The following is a 21,345-nucleotide window of genomic DNA, read 5'->3' on the forward strand; positions in this document are numbered from 1 at the left end:
GGGGGCTGGCGCTCAGATTGAGACCACGCCCCATGACTTGAGCTCGATGTTCTGGGGAATCTCCGCCATCGAAAGCACACGCAGATGCGGCATGACGCGTTCGGACATGGCACGGATATGCCTACGCAATTCGGGAGAACACAGCAGGACCGGCAGCAGATTGCTCTTCATCATCTTCTCTGCCTGCTGCACAAGGCGACCAATGAATTGCTCTGCCAGCTTCGGTTCGACGACAAACAGTGCGGACGCCGGTCCTTGGCCGCCCGCTTCCGCGACCTTCGCACCCTGAACGCTTTGCAGAAATTGACCTTCGATGGCGGGATCCAGCGTTAACACGTGTAATGAACTGGCATCCCCCAGCAGCCCTTGGCAGATGGCGTGGCCAAGACGACGCCGAACCGCTTCGGTCAGCAGGTTCGCATCCTTCGTGCTACGGCCGGCATCGGCCAGCGCTTCGAGAATGGCATCAACGTTGCGGATCGAGACCTTTTCCCGCAGCAGGTTCTGCAGGACCTTCTGGATGTCGCTCAACGACAGGACAGTTGGGACGATTTCTTCCACTAGCCCCGGTTGCGACTGCCGAACGCGGCTCAGCAGCTTTTCCGTTTCCGAACGCGTCAACAAGCTGGCGGACTCCCGCCGCAGGATCTCGCTCAGGTGAGTCATGAAGACGGTTGAAGCATCCACCAGCGTGAATTTAGCTGCCGTCGCCGCCTGCCGTTGATGTTCCTCGATCCACAACGCGGGGAGACCGTAGGTCGGATCACGGGTCACTTCCCCCGGGATCGCCCGGGTGTCGCCGGCAGGATGAATGGCGAGAACACGGTCCTGCCTCGCTTCGCCCTTCGCGCACACCACCCCATCCAGCGCGATTTCATACTGGTCAGGCCCGAGTCTCACGGAATCCTTGAACCGGACACGCGGCAGAACCACACCTAAGTCCTGTGCATGCTGTTTCCGGAAGGCCGCGATACGCTCCATGAAGAGGCTGCCCGGCTGGTTAACAACGGGCACCCAATTGGCACCGACATTGATCTCGATCGGGTCGACCGCGAGCAACGCGTACGGATCATCTTCCGCACTGGCCGGCACTTCTTCGGCCATTCCGCTGGGGATGGCATCCTCGCCCTCCTCGGCTCCCTTGGTGGAGCGATACACGGCAACCGCAACCACCACGACGATCGAGAAAAGCGTCAACGTAGGACCGGCCGGAATGCCGGGGAGCAACATCAGGCCCATGAGCGCCGCTGCGACCAGCAGCAGCGTCTTCGGGAACGAGGTGACCTGGCGCAGCACTTCCTGGCTCAGATTTTCGTCGGATGCGGAGCGCGTCACGATAATCCCGGTGCCGACGGCGATCACCAGGGCGGGCACCTGTGTCACGATCCCATCGCCAATGGTCAACAGCGTGTAGGTCTGCAGGGCTTGCGCCCATGACATGCCGTGCTGCATGACTCCGATGACCAGACCGCCTACGACGTTGACCAACATGATGACAATGCCGGCTATCGCATCGCCTTTGACGAATTTGCTGGCGCCGTCCATCGCACCGTAGAAGGCGGCCTCCTTCTCCAGATTCTTCCGTCGCTTCTGGGCCTCCGCTTGGTCGATGAAGCCCATGTTCAGGTCGGCGTCGATGCTCATCTGCTGACCGGGCATGCTGTCGAGCGTGAACCGCGCCGCGACTTCGGACACACGCTGCGCGCCGCTGGTCACCACCACATACTGGACGACAATGAGGATCAGAAAGACAATCAGCCCGATGACGTAGTTGCCCCCGACGACGTAAGAGCCAATCGCGGCAATGACCTTCCCCGCATCGCCGTCAGACAGGATGAGTCGCGTCGCGGCGACGTTCAGCGACAACCGAAACAAAGTGGCGATCAGGAGCAGCGACGGGAACGTCGAGAACTCCACCGGACGCGCCATGTAGAACGTCAGCAGCAGAATCAGGAATGCAAAGCTGAAGTTCGTCAGAATCAGAAAATCCAGCAACCCAGACGGGATGGGCGCGAACAGTACGACCAGCACGCCGAGAATCAGCAACACCATGGCCATGTCGCTGTTCGCGCCGAAAAAGCGTTTGAGCAATGTCATGCCGTGCGCTCCGCCAGAGCTTTCTCGCGTGTCCGCCGCATGGCAAATACCCAAACGATGATGCGTGCCACGTCCGCATAAAGCGCTGGCGGCACCGATCGGTCGACCTCCAGCGAATGAAACAGGGCACGTGCCAGCGTCCGGTTCTGCACGACGGGAATGTGATGCTTTGCTGCGATCTTGCGCATCACCATTGCGAGCGCACCTGCCCCTTTGGCAATCAGTTGCGGCGATTCCATCTCGCCGTGCACATAGCGCAGCGCAACGGCGACATGCGTCGGGTTGGTGATCAGCACATCGGCATGCCGGGTCTTGCTCAGCGAGCGGCTACGCTTGAGCATCTCCTGCCGCAGCTTGCGCAGACGGCCACGGATTCTCGGATCGCCCTCCCGATGCTTGAATTCGTCCTTGAGCTCCTTTCGGCTCATCCGCATCTTCTTGCCGAACTCCCTCCGCGTATACAGGAAGTCGAGAATGGCAATGAAGATCAGCATGGCCGACATCCTCAAGCCGAGGGCCGCGAAATCGTCCAACAGCGCATGCACAAAGCGGGGGGCTGGCAGGCTGGCGAGGTGATAGAACTGGGGTGCCAGGTTTTTGAGCGAGAAGTACGCGACCAGCCCGAGCAGGACCAGCTTCAAGATGGCACGCGCGCCATCGAACAGCGTGCGCAGAGAGAAAATCTTCTTGAATCCCTGGACAGGATTGACTCGCTCCCAGCTCGGCTTAATGGGCTCGAACGACAGTATGGGACCAGTCTGCAGCAGGTTCCCCGCAATAGCCGAAAGCACCAGCGTCACCAAGAATGGTGCCCCCAGCTCCAGCGCTGCCCGAACGATCTGTTCGATGAGATGCCACATCGCCGGCTGCGTTGCCTCAACGCTGCCGACTTGTGCAAGGATCAGGCGATCCATCTGAAACAATCGGCGCCAGGTATCCCAGCCTTGTGAAGCGAGAAACGCCATGGAAGCAGTGAAGGTCACAGCCGATATCAGGTCACGGCTCTTTGCGACCTGCCCTTGTTCCCTGGCCTTCTGTAGCTTGTAAGGCGTGGCCGGCTGGCTCTTGTCCATATCCTGGTCAGCCATCACCCCTCCTTGGCAACCAGTTGGCGCATATCACCATCCACTGCCCCGCTCGCAGCCACCGATGCAAAAATTGCATCCCAGCAACGGTAGATCTCTTCGTAAGCCCGTGACATCACGCTGCCGATTCCGGCAAACCACACGGATCCAGCGATCACTCCGACGGCAATCTTTACCGGAATGCCCATCGTGAGCATATTCATCTGAGGCAGATTCTTGGCGATGACACCCAGCGCCATTTCCGCCATGAGGACACAGAACACGACGGGTGCTGCCAAGGCAAAACTCAAGCTCAACAGACCCGCAGCCTGTTTGGTGACAGGTGCCAGTGCTGCCATCAACGGCCAAGGCGTCCCCAGAGGAAATCGCTCCAGGCTGTAAGCCAGACCGCGGAGTAGCGCGTGGTGTCCGTTGATCAGAAAGAACACCACAACTGCGGCTTGGTTGTAGGCAGTCGCGAAAATCGGCATTCGAGTGTTGGTCGCGGGATCCAGCACCTGAGCGATACCAAAACCAATCTGGATATCGAGCAGGCGCCCGGCTGTCACGAACGTGGCAAATGCGAGCAGGATGCCTAGTGCCAGCGTCATTCCCAGTGCCAACTCGGAGAGCGCTGCCTGGAACAGACTGCCGGCATGACCATCGGCCCCGACAGAGATGCCAGTCCCTGGTAGGCCAAACGAAAGCGCTGTAGCCAATGCCAGCACCACCAGCACCCGAACGATAGCGGGAACCCCTGCGGCCGGAAGGACCGGTGTCGCAAGGAATGTAGCCCCCAGCCGCAATGACAGGAGGAACACCGTCTCAAGACGATTGACGTCGAATGCCGGAAATACGGATACGGCCACGGAATCCTCAAATCATCGATGGAATTCCGGACCACAGGTGCACGGAAAATTGCACGAATTTGCGTAGCATCCAAGGCCCGAAAACAACTAGGCTGATAACCGCGGTCAGAAGCTTGGGCACAAACGTGAGCGAGTTCTCTTGCACCTGCGTCACGACCTGGAACAGGCTAATCAGAAAGCCGACGGTCATGGTCAAACCAAGCACAGGCGCGCAAACGACCACGCCCGTCCAGAGCAGGTCGCTAAGCATTCTCAAAGCCATATCCGCGTGCATCGTGTGACAATTCCGTGTGCTCAACTACGCCCGGCTTTACTGCTACATGCTCAAAGCTGGCGACTTCTAGAGACTGTTTGGCGTGACAGGGGATAGCCAACTGACGTTGACTCACCTCCAAGGACTGGTAGTTCGGTTGCACAGTCCCACTGCATTTCCGCGAAGCCAATCTGGGCGAGCTACCGCCCCACGCGGAACAGGCGCAGCAATGTCGATGCGAAATCGACTAGAGGTGAATTCAATGCAGGAGTCTTTTTGGCAGGCGTTTGCCCAGCCGGATAGGCATAGGCGGCCCGCCAGATAGCGGCGCTGTCGCTGGATACTCTTGCTTGGCATAACCACCAAGCATCCACGTAGTCGCGCCACGCGCGACCATGTTCGGCCGTCGGCACATAGTGAAACTCCCCCGAGTTCATATTGGTGGAGCGTTCGATTGACATGAATCGACGCCCTCATCTCTGATCGCAGGGGATAGTAGAGACGGCTCTTCACAGTGAGAACCCCTCGTCGTGGGGTTCTGCGCCTGAAATTTCTTAAGACCTGATCTTATTGATGTTGAATTTGCATCGGGCCACGAAAATTCAGGAATTAAGTACTCACTGAATCACTAGCTGAATACCTAGGCGGCACGCCAAATGCACTCGCGCTGTGAATTCCATCACAGATGACTGTAGGCCGATCTAAGCCCTTGCAGCCTGCAGAATCGACTCACTGACATGCTCAGCGGCCCTGTCTGGTGAGAAATCCCGGTATTTGTCTGCGAATGTCTGAGCGGCATGCCTAAGCTCGGCATTTGCTAGGGTCGCATCCAGAATGTCGCACGCGCTCGCCGCCGTGCGCGGCGCGTGCCACAACACCCCTGCCCCAAATGCCTCGATGCGCTCTGCCATCAGCGCCTGCTCGACAACCTGAGGCACCATCAGCAGCGGCACGCCAGCCAGGAGCGCATCCGACATCGTCCCAGTGCCATAGACGATCGCCAAGCTAGCACCATCCAATATCGGGCCAAGCGCGACAGGCTGAGTCACGATGTCCAACGATGGCGAGCGATATCGCTCTGCAACGTCAGCCGCAATGCCTGGCGCGACGCAAATTGCAGACACATCCGCATCACGCATAGCTCCGAGCATATTTTCAAAGCCGGGGACGGTCGGACGTAGATAAGCGAACACGCGCGTACCGCCAGCTTCGGGCCAAGCGCGATGCCCTCCATCACCCTGAGACGAAAACATACCGACATATTTGCCGTCCACGCGAGCACCATAGTGATCGAGCTCGGCAAATGTAGTGAACAGGGTAGGAACACCTTCAAACAAGGTCGCCACATGCTCAAACATGGGACGTCCGTACTGACTCAGAACTCCGTTGATCCGCTCGAGCACGAAGGCGTCCGCCGACTGCAAACGCTCCTGTGGGATTTCCTCCCATGGTCGAATACTGGGAAGCGGATCAACCTGCGGCGGCACCTCAAATCCAATACACGTAAGTACCGACGGCAGGCCGAGCGCTCGCACTGCGAGCAACGCCGTGGGCGCATGGTTGATCACCACCACGTGCGAGCCGTGCAGCTTAAAAAGAGCGGCCCAGGCCCGAACGCGGCCATAGAGACTCGGCGACTCGCCGTAGCCTGCAGCCATCAGCATTTCTGAATAGTTGGCCGGTGCCTCCCTCTTCTGCGGGGGAGGCGCCACGGGAGCCTGCACGAAGCTGAAACCCCTTAACGACAGTAACCGCTCCGCCATGGCGACATCTTTCACCGCGAACAGAACATCGTGCCCCTGCGCGCGCAGCCGCTCAGCTACCGGGATGTCCCGTGCAAGGTGGCCCAGGTTCGCCCCAAGTTCCCAAGCAAAAAGTATTCGACTCATACCGCCGTTGTGTTTAAACAGTTCTATCGGGCTCGACTGCACAACGCGAATTGATGCGTGCAGTTCGGGGTATATGTCGCAGGCTTGTTCAGGAAGTGGATCACCATCGCTCTCTCCTTTCCCTTCTGCCGGCGCGGCCGGCGTTTCCCCTACTAGCGAACTTTGTGGCTAGCGAACTTCGCCTGTGCCTGTTCCACGGCTTTGATAAAACAGTCCCCATAGCCCCAAACCACTGTACCGAGGACAGTCAGAGCTATCGCAGCCGAAAGCCCCATCTGATGTGTTCGACGATATTTCCCTCTCAGGGACTCAAACGCCGCACTAGTAAATGAACCAGGCGTAAGCAGAGCACCGAGATACTGGGATTTGTTCTGGGCGATAAACGCGAATACGGCAACTGGGGCCCCCGCTCGCTGCCACCATGTTGCGACCGACTCCCCGGCAGGCCGAAAGGCATCGACGAACGGCAGCAGAAGGGCCAGTACGGCAAGAGATAGGAACGCTGCAATCGACCGCACGGCCCGCCTTATCTTGAGTTCGTGTGGCGTCAAGTATTCGGCGTTCATCGCGTTGCTCCCGTTCTGGTTGTTTTCTGCGCCGACGTAGCCGGAGCTTTCCTTGTCATCAATAAAGCGCATCGGGGCCGAACGGCGGAATCTGCTCCAGCATCTGCCGCAGGTATCCAAGCGACTGTTCCCAGTCTTGCAGAGCGGTTTCGTGGCTATCGACCCAGTGTGTGTTTACAGTGATTGCACAGGAGTATCCCGAGGCATTGTCACGCTCGACAAACGTGCAGGGCTGCAGCTCCCAGTGGTACATCACCGGGCGAACATTTGGCGTCTCGGTCAGCCTCCGGTCGAAGTGAAAGAACGCTGGGAAGTAGTGCTGGGCGTCACTGATGCCAGTCCGCGAGTTGAAGGCAAACTCGAAATAGCCCATGTACCGATGACGTCCATCTTCATGCAGCGGACCGCTGACACACCCGATAGATAACAGGCCAGTTGCGGGGCCGTTGATGGCAACCGCAAGCTGCTTCATTGTCGAATCTCGCTGCAGCTCCGGTACCTCGTCAGCGCGATGCAGTGCGCCTTTCAGGCACTTAAAGCCAAAGTTTGCGTCACCATCTGCGCGCACGATGCCAGAACCACCATAGGGGATCGCTTTAGGCTTATGGCTGATGCATAAGTAGTTTTCGAAATTTGGCATGGTTCTCCCCTGTCATGTACTGTCTTGTGCTGACAGGTTCGGCCGTTCTGTAGACCCTGGCACCTCAGACAATCGCGCATGGGTTCGCTGGATGCTCTTCATCGCCGAAAACAGCGCAATGCGATCCCTGCCTGCTTGGAAAAACGCAACAACGACGCTGGCGTACTCCTCGGCGCCCAGTGATGCACCATCCGCTTTGAGGATGTCGGCAAGCTGGATTGCTTCGGTCAGCTCTCTCGCCATGGGTGTGCGACCAGCGTCACGAAACAAGTTGTCGCGCATCTCTGCGAACTGGGCCAGTTCGGCGTCAGAAAGCTCGCCGCGCTCTCGCCTTTCGTCCAAGGCAAAAAGCTCGTGAAGGCGGCCGCGGCTGTCAGTCGGCATGGGCATGTTTTCCTCTGCGCAAGTAGTGATCATGCAGAGGCACGACGCCTTGGTTTCCGATCCGGATTTTCGGTTTGCAGGAAGGACAGTTCAACTTCGGTAGCGCCGATTGAAACGCACTTCGGTAGCAAATTTCCGGCGCAGCACGATAAGCAGCCAGACAAATATCGCTATGAACGTCCAGACGGAAACGATGCCCAACGCGCGGGGCAAAATCCATTGCACAAAAAAGCCTGCGATCAACGCAGCAATCAACGCAAGACCGACTGCGAGGAGCGTGTTCCCATACTTCACCTCGGCCTTGCAGCCGACACACACAAAAGCACCATATGGCACCTTGCTGTGGCAATGGGGGCAGGTCATCTTGTTCATCCCACCCTTCGGACTACTCGCCGTAAGTTCTCTTTCTTTCATGGAGATCGGTCATGTCGAAACCCGCAGATAGGCGGTCCGACTGATTTTATCTCGGCAGAAAACAAAATGGGGACGACAAGACTGCTTACATACGTGGCCACCTCCGGGCCGCCACGGCATCTCCGTTTGAACACCTCCGGCTTCATTGCCTTGTCGCAATGAGGTCTCAAGGAGATTCCAGCAGCGCTACCAATGCCGCGACATCTTCGTCAGACCCTGTACCACGGCCGTCTTTTCCCATGGCTTTCCGCCAACTCGGCAGATCGTCGACGATGGCCCGGACCATTGCCAAAGGCGTCTGCCCCATCATATTGCGCATCAATGCCAATCCAGGGAATTCCTCCAGAATGATGCGTGCACACCCCGGAGCTGCGAATTGCACCGCCGTGTGCAATGCAGAGTTTCCCCCTCCCCCCGTCACCCTGCCGACGTCTGGATTGCGCTCCAAGACCGCAGCAACACACTCTAATGATCGCCCACCCGCAGCCGCGTGCAAAGCGGTTCTCCCAAGATAGTCCTGGGCATCGACATCCGAAATGGGGGCAAGCAAGGTTGTCAGAGCGACATCGCCCGCGGCAGCCACAAACATCAGGGCCGTTTGCCCTTTGAAATCAGCAATTCGAGCCTGCTCGGGCCATACTTCGACCAGCAGCCGAATCGCGTCCCGCCAGTGGTTGAGATGAGTGAAGATCTGCCCAAGGGCACTGGCACTCTCATGGGTAGCGAACATCACCACCGTTGACTCGACCTTGTGCAGCATCTTTAGCCACATCAGCAAGACGCTGTTCCGGCGAGCATCTTTCGTATTCGCCTTTCGGAATGTCTTGGCATGCCGCTGCATCCAGCACTGCAGCCCATCCCAGTCAGCCTTGGCTATCAGCCCGAACGTCTCTTTAAATATTGGCTCGAACTCCCGTACGGCTGGCGGCGTCTCCCGCTCGACTCCAGGATACGGATGGTAGAGATCGCCCCAGAAATACTCCTCGCACGCGACTGTAGCATCTTCGAACGACGGCACTCCGGCAGGGAACATCCCATACGCCATCATGTTGCGGTAGTAGCGTTCCTGACCTTTGGGCCTGAATCCAAACTCCGCAATCTCAACGGCGAAGCCATCCCGGGCGATCTGCCCTGCCAAGTCACCATAGCCGCGTTCCAGGCACGCTCTCAACGCCTGCTGGAAGACGTCGCAGGCGTCCGCGAACTGGTTCTGCATCAGCAGATGTTTCGCGCGAAAACGCAGCAACGGCGCTTTCCATTCCTCGTAACCATCGGCCCCCTCCGGCACGGAGTCCAGCAGGCGCTGAACCGATTGGCACACGCCGGTCGGGCGCTGTGTCGGTGGTCCATTCAGAAGGAAATCCAGTTCAAGCACAACCGCGCCCACAGCCTGGCCGGGGGGTTTTGCCATTTTGTGCAGTCGCTGCGCAGCCATCGCGCGCACTTTCTTTGGCAGATCTTCGTTTTGAACCAGTTGGCTGACGATCCAGTAGCTATCCTCGCCTTGCAACGCCCGCCACGGGGACGCGACTCGAACCCGATCCAACAAAGCGGCCTGCCGCGCGTCTTCTGCTGCCTCGCGATGAAGAGCCTCAACGCGCGCCAGGATCACTGACTGTGCGCCAGCCTCGCCCAATGCAACCAAGTCCTCCAACGGGGAGTCAGGTTCAAGGACGAGGAACTTGCGCGTCAGTCGTTCTGCCAACTTGGAATGCACGCTGCGCCCTTGCAGCGACGGCAGAATGGAGAGCAGCAAATCGGCGCGATCCCAGGGTGCCAAGCGAGCTTCGAAATAGGCATCCTCTTCTGAAGGATCACTACCGTTCTTCCAGGCTTCGATCGTCAGGTTGTAGATGGTCTGGAACAGGCCGATCAATTGCAGCAGCTTGTTCTGCGTCGGATCGGCACAGGTTGGTGCAACGCCAGGGCAGAGGAATTTCAGGAGGCGTTGATACCCGTCTTGGACCATGCGCGCGACTTTGAGCCGCTGGCGAATGATGCGCATCGTCGGCTTGCTGTAGCGCAATGAGACGAGCCTGACGAACTCCTGCTGGTCGTCCTCTGGTGAGCTGCCGCCCAGGATAGCGGCCAAGCGCTCGATCGTCATGGGGATCTGGTCTCGCAATGCCGTGGCGTCAAGTCCTTTGTGCCCGACAAAACGCATGGCTGCCTGAAATTGAGCGGCTGTGGATACCCCTTCCTCACACTCGAACGCCCCGAGAAACTCCAGTTCGGCTTCGTCGTCGAACAGCTCGTCGATTTCCTTGGCGCTTTTCGGTAGTCGGCCCTCCAGACGCCATCCTTGCAGCCGCCGGAGAGCGTGTCCGTTCAGGTCCTTTCCGCTCTCTTTGCGCGCAAATCCGTGGGTTGCCTCCTCAAGCGACTGGCCGCCTAGGATGTCGATCAGCCAATCGGTCACTTGCTGCACCGGCAAATCGATCCGCTTGTGTTCTGGGTTCCCGTTCGGGCAGAACCAGAACTCCCCACCTGGCATACCGGCATCAAAGGGCTGCTGATGCTCGACGCCGGCGAGGCTCCAGAAAGCCACCCTTCGCGCCAGCGACGGAATGTAGGAGTAGGCAAGTAAATGCCATAACACTTGCCGCTGGCTCGCAGGACCCGTCCATACGTGCAGTTCAAGCGCCTTGTGGAAGTCCCCCCATTCTTGGACGTTTGCGATCATGTCGCGGCAAGCCACCGCATCCAGATCGAGCGCCGCCATCACCGATGCAAGCAGCTCCTCGCCCATCCCCACGTGCCTGCTCAGAGGCATGTCGAGGTCGCGGAACTGATTGATGTATTTGGATTGAGGCCGTTCGAGCCCAAGGCTCTGGTGGACTTCTAGCAGAACCTCTTCGAACGAAGGAATGCGGGCCATGGCGTGACGGTTGAAATGCGAGATGAGGCATTCTGCCGGACACCCTCTCCAATGCACCATGAAACATCCCGTACCGCCAGCGTGACAGCCGTCAACTGCGCCGTACGGGATCTGTCATCGACCTCAGCGACCATCGAAATCGATACTTCGACCCGTCGAGTGCAGTACTGCACCCGATCCTGCCCGAGCCCTGAACCCTCGGGGTGGGCAGGAATACTCAGGGGGTATGGAAGAACGCAATGACCAACAATCCGAACTGGCCCAGCACCACAGGCAACAAATCTGGCGGTGGACGCGGCAACAATCCCCCGCGCCGAAGCGGTAAGCGATGAACCTGCGGATGCCGTTTGGTGCGGCATCCGCTATGGCGCTCAGAACTCTATTGATCGTGTGGGCGGTGCCGAGTTTTGATCACCCAAGTGCTACAGGAATCCAGGAATCCTGATCGCCATAGTTCCTCTCTGGCGAAACACGGCCTGATACGCTCCCTTTAGACGGGGCGGTCAAAAGGTGACCAACTTAACGAGACCGCTTGCAGCACGAGCGCGTGGCCATAGCTCCCATCGGAGAGCGTTGAAATCGATCGGTAGTTTGCCCATCGACGAGTAGCGCACCGGATTGCTACCACGTGGCGCCCACACCCCTGGAACGTTCACTCTGGCAAACCGCGTCACGCCGACCACGATACGATTTTCGTAGCCGGGCTCCCGACGCATGTAAATACCTCTGCCGATTTCCCCAACGAAAAATGCTGCACCGTGATCCTCATCGCCGCCGGGCTCCTCGTAGCGATCATTACGGTTCCGCGTGGCGATCACGTACTTGCAACCGCTCACGCGCTCGGCGTTCGCAACCCAATACGCAACCCCTCCGCGTCGAACAATTTCATCGATGGAGTTGGCGGTCAACACCATCAGTACGTCGTCGCAAGCCCGTTCCATCGCATTCCTGGTTAAAGGTTTCAGGGCCATGGCACATCGCAGCCGCCGTTCAGTCTGACGGCCACCACTACGACAGTCATGTCCCCAAAGCAACGTACTAGGATCGATGGCATAGGTCTACCATCGTCGATGCTCATCAACCATTGAGAATTTTCGTCGTGATCACCCATTTTTCAATGGGCGGTGGCTCAGAAGCTGGTGCTTGGTGCGTCGGGTCGAACTGGGCAAGCTGCGCTCGAAGGAATTCACTGACCCGACGCTCAGCACCGGCTTGATCTTCCGCTGCGGCAAAATCTTGCACTGCTTCATGAGAAACAGCGATCGAAATTGTTTTGGATCGTTTGTTCGGAAGCTCAGGATCATCGTGGAGCAACCACGAAACACCTACGTTCAATGCGTCAACTCCTCGCACTATCTGGATGTCCGCGCCTTCCGGCATCACCTTTTCTATTGTCTGCAGGATTGCCTTCTCGGTAGACATAGCTCCGCCTCAAATCAATTTGAACATGCATGCCCCAGGATGCAGTCGGTCAACAAGCTGGGCGCATGTCCAGCATGCAATAAAAGTCGGTGACCGGCACCGATACGTGCACAAACATACCTGGGCCCGGCACAATGTGCTGCCTTCCATCGAGTCATTCGTATGCTGAAGGCTCTACCGGCCCATCGCTCCTTTGGAGTCGGCAATGTGCTACGTGTCCTGCATGACCACTGCGATCCGTCTTTGAGCGTGAGCGACGAAGTATCAGAGGTATACCAAGCATACGTCCGCGACATTTCGGACCGAACCGGCTTGCCACCACAAGTCGTTGCTCCCGTCTTCCACGACATCTTGAGGACGTTGAGCTCTGACGCCACGGTGGAAACCTTTGTAATTTTGCTTGCGGCCAAGAAGACACTGACAAAGCTCAAGACGATGCCAGGCCACCATCCAACATCGCAACGATAGAGGGCTGCCGTTGCCTACTTCCTCTCGTCGGTGACGATGAATTCGCTAGCGGCTATGTGCTGGATGGTCGCCATGGTTGCCAGATCACGCTTGGTAGTTGGCTCGCTGGCGGTGATGCCGGTGGCGTGTTTCGCCTTCGTCCCCTGCGGATAGAAGACGAACAGGGTGCCGGGTGAGGCATCTGGTTCGGCACGTAGGCGCTTGTTCAGGATCTTGAGGTACTTCTTCTTCGAGACCTTCTTCGCAGCCATGACGTCCTCCTGCGCAGTTGTGGTTGGGGCAGCATACCAGCACAACTGTTTGACCGTCGCGACAAAGGGAGCCCACGAGGTTCGATCGGCGAGACGCTGATCTGGCGGGATATGGACGGCGACGACGATTTTCAGAGAACAGCACCGACTCAGTAGCCAAAGGTATTTGGCGGGCACTGCGGGCAGCCCGTATCTTGCCGTGCCTCGGTAACAAGATTGCTGTCACCGTATGACATGCTCAGTCCCCAGCCAAACTTGGGATCGAGAAGGCTTTTCCATTGCGTGCCGTTGCGGTAAGTGACCGCGAAAGACGTCCCTGCCAAATCGACAGCCGTAATGAGGGCTCCGGTGTAGCCGAGTTGTACAACCGATGTCCGGCCGCTGGCGAGATCGATCTTCACGTTTTGGAGGACGCCGTTCGAGATGGTATAGGCGTAGCGAGCCACCTCCATCACCTTTTCGTCCATAAACACGGTCATGAGCGTCGGCAGACCAGGTACCCGAGGGTCTGCATACTCGTACGTGACTGTCACCGGTGCCGGGTTCGGGCATTCGCTATCCAACGCCTGCCGCATGATAGCGAGCCGCCCGTCCTTGTTGTACGTGAAGGTGTAGCGCACCTTCTGGCCGCCAACTGCCATGCAAAAGTTCTCGGCCGTCTGCAGACGGTAGGGCAAAACCGCGTTATACGCAAAACTGAGCTTCGTTGGCGGCGCGTCGTATCGCGTAGCGACGATTTCACTCAGCATGCCGTCCGGAGAGTAGCTGTTTGTCTGTGACCAACCTGCGATGCTGCTGGTTTTTGGAAGGCAGCCCATCACCGGGCCGGCGCCAAACAGGTCGACGAGAAACCAGCCAGCCTGCGCGAACATGTCCGGTGTTGCCGAATTGCCTGGCGACGCGATCATCGACGTGGCCGTCATGCCAAGGTCGGCTGTCGTGCTGATCGTGCTGCCGGGACCGAATGTCCCGCATGCAAAGGGAGACTCTGCATGGGCGCTAGCGCCTACGAGGCACAGTAAGGCTACGGCAGCGTATTGGGAGGTTTGCATTGTGTGAGTTCCCGTGGATTTCAATGAGGGTAAGCTGGCCCTGGCGAGCAACACATGAAAAGCGTGGCCGCGAAAGCGGCCAAGAGCGCTCACCCCTATCCCATGCGGCACGCGCTCGGGTCAAATGATCTGGATCGTTCCGTGATCCACTAGGCCATCGAAGTCAGCAGCTGTGAAACCTGTGTTCGATCTGGTGAAATCGGAGATATAGAAACCTACATCGATTCGCAGACGGTCGCGGAGCTTCTTCTGATCACCAGTCGCAGCCGCACGGACCTGTCGCAGGAGATCCCGAATGCGCTCCGCGTCGGCTTGCGAAAAGGTGCTCTTCCCTTTCATGCTGGTCCCAACATCTACAAATCGAGCTAGTGCTTGCGTTTTGCTGCGTTGCGTATGTCCTTCTCGCTCGTCTTGCCGGTCGCATCGCGCATCTTCTTGAGTGTCGTTTGTGGTCCAAATCCGGGAATCGGTCTCGGTAGATTTTTGTTCATGGTGTTGCCATGCTTCTGCTCAATCTGACCATCCTTATCGCGATGCCTACCGTCTAGTCCTGGCTGCTTCATCAGTGGTCTCCTCGACAAGGTTGTTGGCAACCGAACGGCTGGTTGAAATGTGCTTGCCCACCCGGTCTCCCCGCGTGTGTTTCGCTCATATCTCCGCACTGCAGCATGCGGAAGGTTATAGATTTGAAACGCACCACATGCCACCAGCATGAGGGACTAGCTCGAACGTAGTAACAGTCCTGTCATCAACAGGCAGTCTGACAATCTCCCGCTCTTTCGCGCTCGGGACCCGGACCATCCAGATTCGGGACAACGTAGTCAGGCATACGCTAGCAACACTAGTCCCGCCTTGATTGACGGCCTCGGCTGAAAAATTTCGGGCAATCCGAATAGTTGCTGCATGCCGCTCGATGGAAACCCTTCACATAGCTTCCTAGATAGCTGTCGCCAGCGCACCCGCAACATTCCATTCAGAACAGGCTCGCAACAATTCGCCAACCGAGATTCCAGAATTTCTGAATCACATATCACCTCCCCGAGCCGGCAAGAGCCCTGCTCCGTCCGAGTAATTCCGCACGGGCGCACCACTTGGGAGAACCCGTGGCCTCCACGACCAATCCACCGATCGCCTTGACGATTTGCCTGATCGTCGTTTTCGTTGTGCTCTTTGCGCTCGGAATCTACTGGCTGCTGTTTCGCAAAGGAGGGCCCGTTCAACCGCGTCCCACCCGCCCACACGCTAGCTCCTGGCCTCCCCTACCTCATGCGTCAGAGGACGAGTGGGAAGCCTCCGCACCGTACCCTGAATTCGCTACGCAGCATGCGCGCTTTGCGAACCAGGCAAGGCACTCAGTCTCGGCATTCCACGACATATGCGAGCCCACTCCAGACGACGCCCATCCCGCCCAAGATCTTCACGACGTTTGGGAATCTCTTCAGGAAGCGGTTGAGCCAGCGTCGTTAGCATCCCCTTCCCCACCCTCACCAGCCTCGATGTCTGCGGGCCAAATCCGATGCCCACGCTGCCTGTCTTCGCGCATCGACACCCGCAACCTCGCCCGCAAGGCCGGCAGCACGATCGGCAGCGTTGCGGGCGCGACCGGCGGCATGGCAGCGGCGCTCGCCGGTGCCGAGACCGGTGCTGTAGTCGGTTCCTTCGCGGGACCGCTTGGCACGGTGTTCGGCGGACTGGCCGGCGCCGTGATCGCCGGCCTCGCGGGCAGTGCCGCCGGTTGTGCGGCAGGCTCGGTCGTGGGGGCCGCCATCGACGCGAACGTGCTGGACAACTACCGGTGCCTGGCCTGCCAGCATGTCTTCAGCGTCGTGCAGGACTGATTCCCTCGCCTTCACCGGCCCACCGCATTCCCCTTCTCTTCCATCTTTTCATCCGCCTGGCTCTAGCCGGGCTTTATGCACTTGTTTTCAGGAGTTCACCATGCACCTTGTGCAATCCATGGCATATACCGGCGAGCGGCCTTGGCACGGCCTTGGCAACAAGCTCGCACCCAACCAACCGCTCGAGGTCTGGGCCGAACGCGCCGGCATGAACTGGCAGATTGAATCGTCCGACGTTCGCTTTGTCGCCAGCAGCGCCAGTTCCCACATCGGCGCCATCCACGCCTTCCCCGAACAAAAAGTCCTCTACCGTTCAGACAACAAGGCGGCCTTGGCTGTCGTTTCCTCGCGCTATCAAGTTGTTCAGCCTCGAGAAGTGTTGGAGTTCTATCGTGACTTGACTGAAGTGGGCGGCTTCGAACTGGAAACGGCTGGCGTGCTCAAAGAAGGCCGCCGTTTTTGGGCATTGGCCAAGACGGGCCAAACCGGCACGCTCAAGGGCAAGGACACCATCAAGGGTTACTTGCTCCTTGCCTCCGCATGCGACGGGTCGCTGGCCACGACAGCCCAGCCAACAAGCGTCAGGGTCGTGTGCAACAACACGCTGCAAATCGCCCTGGGCGACGGCGCTGGTGCCGTCAAGGTCTCCCATCGGACGCGCTTTGATGCCGATGCGGTCAAACGTCAGTTGGGGCTGGCCGTGTCGAACTGGGAAGCCTTCATGGCCCGCACCAAGGCGATGGCCGAATGCAAGCTCACCGACGCGGCGGTCGAGACGTTTTTCCGGCGAGTGCTGACCTACCCCACCAACCAGCCGTCCGAGCGGGCCGCACCTGTCGTCAACGAACAGGCGCTCAAGGTGGTCGGCGAGTTGTACGCCGGGCGCGGCATGGGCGCCCAGTTGCCCTCTGCGGCGGGAACGCTGTGGGGCGCGGTGAATGCCTTGACCGAGTGGACAGACCACCACCGCCGCGCACGCAGCGATGACCATCGCCGCGACGCGTCCTGGTTTGGCTCTGGCGCCACGCTCAAGCAACGTGCTTGGGATGAGGCCATGCGACTCATCGCGTGAACATTGATGTGCTTTTCCCAATACGCCCGGCCGGGTTTTCCCGCCGGGCGTTCTTCTTTCTGGAGGTCAGCATGACCCTGTCTGAAACAAAGGTGCGCCGACGCCAGCGTCCTGCGCTGCGCCTGGTGCCCACCAAGGACTTGCCGCGTGAAGACTGGCTGGCCGTACGCAGGACCGGCATCGGCGGATCGGATGCCGCCGCAGCGGTTGGCCTGAACCCCTATAAGAGCCGGCTGGAGTTGTGGCTGGAGAAGACCGGCCGGGATGCCGAATTGCCCAAGCCCGACCCCAACGACACGCGAGAGCCCGTGTATTGGGGCGTGCTCTTGGAAGGCATCGTCGCAGCGGCCTACACGCAGCAGACGGGTCATCGTGTCCGCAAGGTCAATGCCGTACTGCGGCACCCCACCATTCCCTTCATGCTGGCGAATCTGGATCGCGAAGTCATTGGCGTGCCCGGTGTGCAGATCCTGGAGTGCAAGACCGCTGGCCTGTTCGGTGCGCGCCACTGGCAGGACGGCGTCCCAGAATACGTGGTCTTGCAGGCTCAACATCAGCTCGCGGTATCCGGCAAGCAAGCTGCTGATGTGGCCGTGCTGCTATGCGGACAGCGTCTGGAGGTCCACCGCATCGAACGCGATGACGAACTCATCGCCGGGCTCATTCCGCTGGAAGCCGAGTTCTGGCGCTATGTGCAAACCGATACCCCACCACCAGGAGACGGCTCCGAATCGGCCGACCGTGCGCTACGCGTTCTGTATCCGCGTGATAGCGGCGGCACGGTGGATTTCTCGGACGACCGGCACTTGAGCGCGGTGTTCGCCGATCTGGTCAGCGTGCGCGAGCAGATCGAGGCCCAGGAAGTGGCGGCTGCCAAGCTCAAACAAACGATCCAGTCCGCCATGGGTGAAGCGTCATGCGCGCTCTTCGAGACCGGCGAAGTCACGTATCGGCGCAGCAAGGACGGCACCAGCATCGACCTGGAACGGCTCCTGGCCGACCACCCCGAGCTTGCTCAGCAGTACGCCCTCCCCAAAGCGGGTTCACGCCGCTTTCTCATCTACCCGTAATCTGGAGTCCCCTATGTTGAAAGGTTTGATGATCACGCCGCCCATCATTGGGCGCATCACCATTGGTCGTGTCGTCGAGAAGAACGGTAAGCGCCTGCCCGAGAAGGATGACCAGTTCACGCTCACCACCCAGGTGCAGCAGCGTGGCGAGTGGATCTTGCATCCGCTCAACGAATCGTTGCGCAAGGCCTCGCCGGGCAAGCTGCGCTCCATTCCCGTGCGCTTGCTCTTCAACGATCCGACCCTCTCGCTGCGTGCGGATTACACCCTGTTCGACAGAGATAGCGGTCGCCCGGTCTGCGTCGGGAATGGCGAGCGCTGCAAACGCGTGGAGGACAGCGGCATTGCGGTCCTGCCCTGCCCGTCGCCGGAAGGCTGTCAGTTCGGCGGCCCGGGCGGCTGCAAGCCGTATGGCCGATTGAATGTGATAGTAGGCGACGAAGACGAGATGGGTTCGTTCATCTTCCGTACCACCTCGTTCAACTCCATTCGTACGCTGGCAGCACGCCTGCACTACTTCAGCGCGGTATCCGGCAACCTGCTGGCCTGTCTGGCGCTGGAATTGAGGCTGCGGGGTAAATCCACCGCGCAAAGCTACCGTGGCGCCATCTATTACGTCGATCTGGCGGTCCGGGTCGGCACGACGCTGGAAGCGACCATTACGGAGGCGCGAGAACTGGACGCACGCCGCAAGGCAGCCGGCTTCGATCAGGCGGCGTTGGATGCGGCCGCCAGGGCGGGCTTTGCCAACGGGGAGTTCGAGGACAGCGCGGAAGAAGCGGCAGCGGTGGCCGAGGAATTCTATCCGGGGCAAGTCCAGGGCGATGCAGCACTTGGCTCAGAGGCGGCGGCTAATGAGGCACCCGGACCTGTCCCCACCCTGCGCGACAAGCTCACGCGCAAGGCGGCTTTGCTGGGCGGATCGGCCGCATGAGCCGGGGCGCCTCTCGGGCGCTGGCGGTCGCGGCGACCGGCACCGCGCTCTGCCTGTCGTTGTTGGCCGGCTGGCAGCGCGGCGGCTCGTCTGCCGAACGGCTGGTGTGGGTCGCCATCGGTGTCGTGCTGGTCGCCTGCGCCCACCTGCTGCCGGCGCTGGTGCGGGGCGCGTCGGCTGGAGTCCGTGGCGTGGCCGCCGTCCTGTGGCTTGCCTGCATGGCGGCGGCGTGCCTCGGTCACGCCACGTTCTTCGTCCTGGCCCAGCGGCATGCCGGGGAACTGCGGATGTTGGCGGCGCCTGTCCCAGAGCCGGCGGCGGCCAATCGGAGTCTCACAGCGGTCATGACGGAACGGGCTGAGGTTGTTGCGCGGCTGGCGACGATCACGACTCAGCGCTGTTCCGGCAACTGCCCGACACTGGAGGCGCGTCGCGTCACGCTGACTGCGAGACTTGCTGCGCTGGACGCCGAAGTGGAAAACGTACGGCGCAGCATGGCCGAGCGTGACCGCGCGACGGCACAACGCGACGCGCGACTCACCGATCCGGTCACGGCGCGACTCGCCGCGCTACTGGGCACAACGGTGGTGCGTGTTGAGCTCCTGACGGCGCTCACCTTCGCTGCGGTTCTGGAGGGCATTGCCTGTCTGCTCTGGACGCTGACACTGGTGTCGCGCCAGCGCTCGGAGACTCCAGTCGCGCCCAGTCATGCCCTAGCCGTCGCACCAGCAGGGCCGTTACCCGCAGCGGTCGCATGTGCGACTGACGTGACTGCACCCCCAGTCACGGCCGTCACGCTAGGTGCCGTCGAAACGGCAGGCAGTCACGCCCCACACGACGCTCCAGTCACGCCGCACCCGCCAAGCGCGTCGCACGACCCCGACGTGACGCAACTCGTCCAGGCCATCGCCACCGGACAACTGCGCCCGACCGTCAACGGCATCCGCCAGTTTCTTGGCTGCTCCCAGGCCCGGGCCATCGCCCTGCGCCGCCGGCTCGCTGAACTCGCCTCAGCGGCATAACGCCGGGCTTGGCGCCCGGCATTTCTGCCGTTGTGTTTCCCATCCATTTTGGTGTGCCCGGTTCCGGTTGGCCCGGAGGCTCGCGCACGCCCTTACACCTTAGGAGCCCCCAATGGGTGCAACCGTCCTCGTCGACCTCAAAACGGCGGCCTTACGCCGCCCCGATGGGTCCATCGTCTACTTTCTGTTCGAGAACACGTACGAGAAAAACCTCTACCCACACGAACCGCGCTGGTCCTGCGTCGCCATCGGGTCGTACGACCAGGTGCTCAAGCGCATCTTCCAGGGCGCCGCCGCCTGCGAGGGCGGGTCGCTGCAGGGGCGCGGGCGTGGCCTTCTGCCAGAGACGTTCATTCCGCGCTGGCAGCGTGCCTTACGAACCCCGCTCACCATGCCGGATGTCACCGTTCGTGTGGAGCCGACTCTGCCTTACTCCCGGGATGAGGAGAACGCCCGGTATCGAGACAAGCTTGCCGGGGTGCTGGCCGACCAAGGCCGCCCGGAGCTGGCGGAGACCATCCGTGCGGGAGACGCCATCACGCTGGAGCTATACGCCGACCTCGATCTCGTGCTGGCGCTGCATGGCATGGATGGGCCGGTGTCGCCCTGGCGAGCCGTACGCGCGGAGCAGGCTCGGGAGCCCGCGGCGCCGGAGTTGGCACCGCCAAGATCCCGGGAGCCGGCGATGGCGCCGCTCTATGCGGTGTGGGCACTAGATCAGGATCTACGCATCGGTAAGTTCGGCGATGCGCCCGTGGCTGTCCTGGGCTGGACGTACCGGGCGGTGGGGCATTTCCTGGGCCAGTACATCTACCCGCTGGAGTTGCGGCGGACCGGCATCTCGGCGGAGCTCATCCGACGCTTCCGAGAGGCCTGCCTGTCCGCTGCGCTGCTGCCCGACACCGTGCGCATCACGATCCGGCTCGATGAGCCCCCCGATGTGCAACCGTGGCAGTGGAAATGCGCCAGCCGGATTGCGGCGGCGCTCGGCGGCACGCAAGAAACGGCCTTGAGCACCACCTTGGGCGAACTGCGGCGCGCAGGCGCCCTACGCGATCTGTCGTCGCTCAGCGCCGCCCAGCTTCACTGGGACGAGGCCACCTTCCCGCCCAGCTTTCCTGCCGACACTGCACCGGCGCCAGCGGCATAAGCCCCGGGCTGC

At 60.1% G+C, this 21,345-nt stretch carries 22 protein-coding genes; 6 read left to right on the forward strand and 16 right to left on the reverse strand.

The features are described 5' to 3' along the window. Positions 1-12: 12 nt before the first annotated feature. The 16 genes from flhA to PI87_RS02805 form a co-directional block, all read right to left on the reverse strand. Positions 13-2,097 carry a flagellar biosynthesis protein FlhA gene (flhA, locus tag PI87_RS02730; RefSeq protein ID WP_039596117.1) on the reverse strand — a complete coding sequence of 695 codons (2,085 nt, stop codon included), beginning with the start codon at positions 2,095-2,097 and terminating at the stop codon, positions 13-15. Then, entirely contained in the window at positions 2,094-3,185 is a 1,092-nt protein-coding gene (locus PI87_RS02735) for an EscU/YscU/HrcU family type III secretion system export apparatus switch protein (RefSeq protein WP_039596118.1), read from the reverse strand. Before PI87_RS02735 ends, flhA begins: the two co-directional genes overlap by 4 nt. After that, complete coding sequence (locus tag PI87_RS02740) at positions 3,185-4,030, reverse strand: flagellar biosynthetic protein FliR (RefSeq protein ID WP_039596119.1); 846 nt, start codon at positions 4,028-4,030, stop codon at positions 3,185-3,187. Before PI87_RS02740 ends, PI87_RS02735 begins: the two co-directional genes overlap by 1 nt. Positions 4,031-4,037: 7 nt before the next feature. Beyond that, positions 4,038-4,280, reverse strand: a complete 243-nt coding sequence (locus tag PI87_RS02745; RefSeq protein WP_232313926.1) for a flagellar biosynthetic protein FliQ — start codon at positions 4,278-4,280, stop codon at positions 4,038-4,040. Positions 4,281-4,483: 203 nt separating this feature from the next. After that, positions 4,484-4,744, reverse strand: a complete 261-nt coding sequence (locus PI87_RS28965; RefSeq protein WP_157003057.1) for a hypothetical protein — start codon at positions 4,742-4,744, stop codon at positions 4,484-4,486. Positions 4,745-4,984: 240 nt separating this feature from the next. Continuing rightward, positions 4,985-6,172, reverse strand: coding sequence for a glycosyltransferase (locus tag PI87_RS02750; RefSeq protein WP_039596121.1), 1,188 nt, complete (start codon positions 6,170-6,172; stop codon positions 4,985-4,987). A 152-nt stretch (positions 6,173-6,324) separates the two neighbouring features. Then, on the reverse strand, positions 6,325-6,810 hold the full coding sequence (locus PI87_RS02755; RefSeq protein ID WP_039596122.1) for a hypothetical protein: 486 nt from the start codon (positions 6,808-6,810) through the stop codon (positions 6,325-6,327). After that, the gene (locus PI87_RS02760; RefSeq protein WP_039596123.1) at positions 6,797-7,378 is read right to left on the reverse strand and encodes a hypothetical protein; all 582 of its coding nucleotides are present in this window, start codon (positions 7,376-7,378) and stop codon (positions 6,797-6,799) included. The genes PI87_RS02755 and PI87_RS02760 overlap by 14 nt, the downstream gene beginning before the upstream one ends. Before the next feature lie 12 nt (positions 7,379-7,390). Then, positions 7,391-7,762 carry a hypothetical protein gene (locus PI87_RS02765; protein ID WP_157003058.1) on the reverse strand — a complete coding sequence of 124 codons (372 nt, stop codon included), beginning with the start codon at positions 7,760-7,762 and terminating at the stop codon, positions 7,391-7,393. 90 nt (positions 7,763-7,852) lie between these two features. Continuing rightward, the gene (locus PI87_RS02770; RefSeq protein ID WP_039596125.1) at positions 7,853-8,134 is read right to left on the reverse strand and encodes a hypothetical protein; all 282 of its coding nucleotides are present in this window, start codon (positions 8,132-8,134) and stop codon (positions 7,853-7,855) included. A gap of 208 nt (positions 8,135-8,342) precedes the next feature. Then, entirely contained in the window at positions 8,343-11,054 is a 2,712-nt protein-coding gene (locus tag PI87_RS27985; RefSeq protein ID WP_052321376.1) for an ankyrin repeat domain-containing protein, read from the reverse strand. A 503-nt stretch (positions 11,055-11,557) separates the two neighbouring features. Then, positions 11,558-12,025: a hypothetical protein gene (locus PI87_RS02780; protein ID WP_039596126.1), complete on the reverse strand. Its 468-nt coding sequence runs from the start codon at positions 12,023-12,025 to the stop codon at positions 11,558-11,560. Positions 12,026-12,131: 106 nt separating this feature from the next. After that, positions 12,132-12,476 (reverse strand): hypothetical protein, encoded by a 345-nt coding sequence (locus PI87_RS02785; RefSeq protein ID WP_039596127.1) that lies wholly within the window; start codon positions 12,474-12,476, stop codon positions 12,132-12,134. 482 nt (positions 12,477-12,958) lie between these two features. Next, positions 12,959-13,195 carry a hypothetical protein gene (locus PI87_RS02790; protein WP_039596128.1) on the reverse strand — a complete coding sequence of 79 codons (237 nt, stop codon included), beginning with the start codon at positions 13,193-13,195 and terminating at the stop codon, positions 12,959-12,961. A gap of 149 nt (positions 13,196-13,344) precedes the next feature. After that, the gene (locus PI87_RS02795; RefSeq protein WP_157003060.1) at positions 13,345-14,118 is read right to left on the reverse strand and encodes a hypothetical protein; all 774 of its coding nucleotides are present in this window, start codon (positions 14,116-14,118) and stop codon (positions 13,345-13,347) included. A 494-nt stretch (positions 14,119-14,612) separates the two neighbouring features. Further along, positions 14,613-14,810 carry a hypothetical protein gene (locus PI87_RS02805; protein WP_039596131.1) on the reverse strand — a complete coding sequence of 66 codons (198 nt, stop codon included), beginning with the start codon at positions 14,808-14,810 and terminating at the stop codon, positions 14,613-14,615. Positions 14,811-15,743: 933 nt separating this feature from the next. On the opposite strand from PI87_RS02805, the gene PI87_RS02810 reads away from it, so the two are divergent. The 6 genes from PI87_RS02810 (at position 15,744) to PI87_RS02835 (ending at position 21,333) form a co-directional block, all read left to right on the forward strand. Then, entirely contained in the window at positions 15,744-16,085 is a 342-nt protein-coding gene (locus PI87_RS02810) for a hypothetical protein (RefSeq protein ID WP_198139502.1), read from the forward strand. A 100-nt stretch (positions 16,086-16,185) separates the two neighbouring features. Beyond that, on the forward strand, positions 16,186-17,157 hold the full coding sequence (locus tag PI87_RS02815; RefSeq protein WP_039596132.1) for a DUF932 domain-containing protein: 972 nt from the start codon (positions 16,186-16,188) through the stop codon (positions 17,155-17,157). A 71-nt stretch (positions 17,158-17,228) separates the two neighbouring features. Then, positions 17,229-18,227: a YqaJ viral recombinase family nuclease gene (locus tag PI87_RS02820; RefSeq protein WP_039596133.1), complete on the forward strand. Its 999-nt coding sequence runs from the start codon at positions 17,229-17,231 to the stop codon at positions 18,225-18,227. Positions 18,228-18,240: 13 nt separating this feature from the next. After that, a complete protein-coding gene (locus PI87_RS02825; protein WP_039596134.1) occupies positions 18,241-19,161 on the forward strand; it encodes a recombination directionality factor in 921 nt (306 codons plus the stop codon). Next, positions 19,158-20,183 carry a hypothetical protein gene (locus PI87_RS02830; RefSeq protein WP_039596135.1) on the forward strand — a complete coding sequence of 342 codons (1,026 nt, stop codon included), beginning with the start codon at positions 19,158-19,160 and terminating at the stop codon, positions 20,181-20,183. The genes PI87_RS02825 and PI87_RS02830 overlap by 4 nt, the downstream gene beginning before the upstream one ends. 112 nt (positions 20,184-20,295) lie before the next feature. Further along, positions 20,296-21,333: a hypothetical protein gene (locus PI87_RS02835; RefSeq protein ID WP_039596136.1), complete on the forward strand. Its 1,038-nt coding sequence runs from the start codon at positions 20,296-20,298 to the stop codon at positions 21,331-21,333. Positions 21,334-21,345: the final 12 nt, after the last annotated feature.

This window comes from Ralstonia sp. A12 (assembly GCF_000801955.1).
GTDB lineage: Bacteria > Pseudomonadota > Gammaproteobacteria > Burkholderiales > Burkholderiaceae > Ralstonia.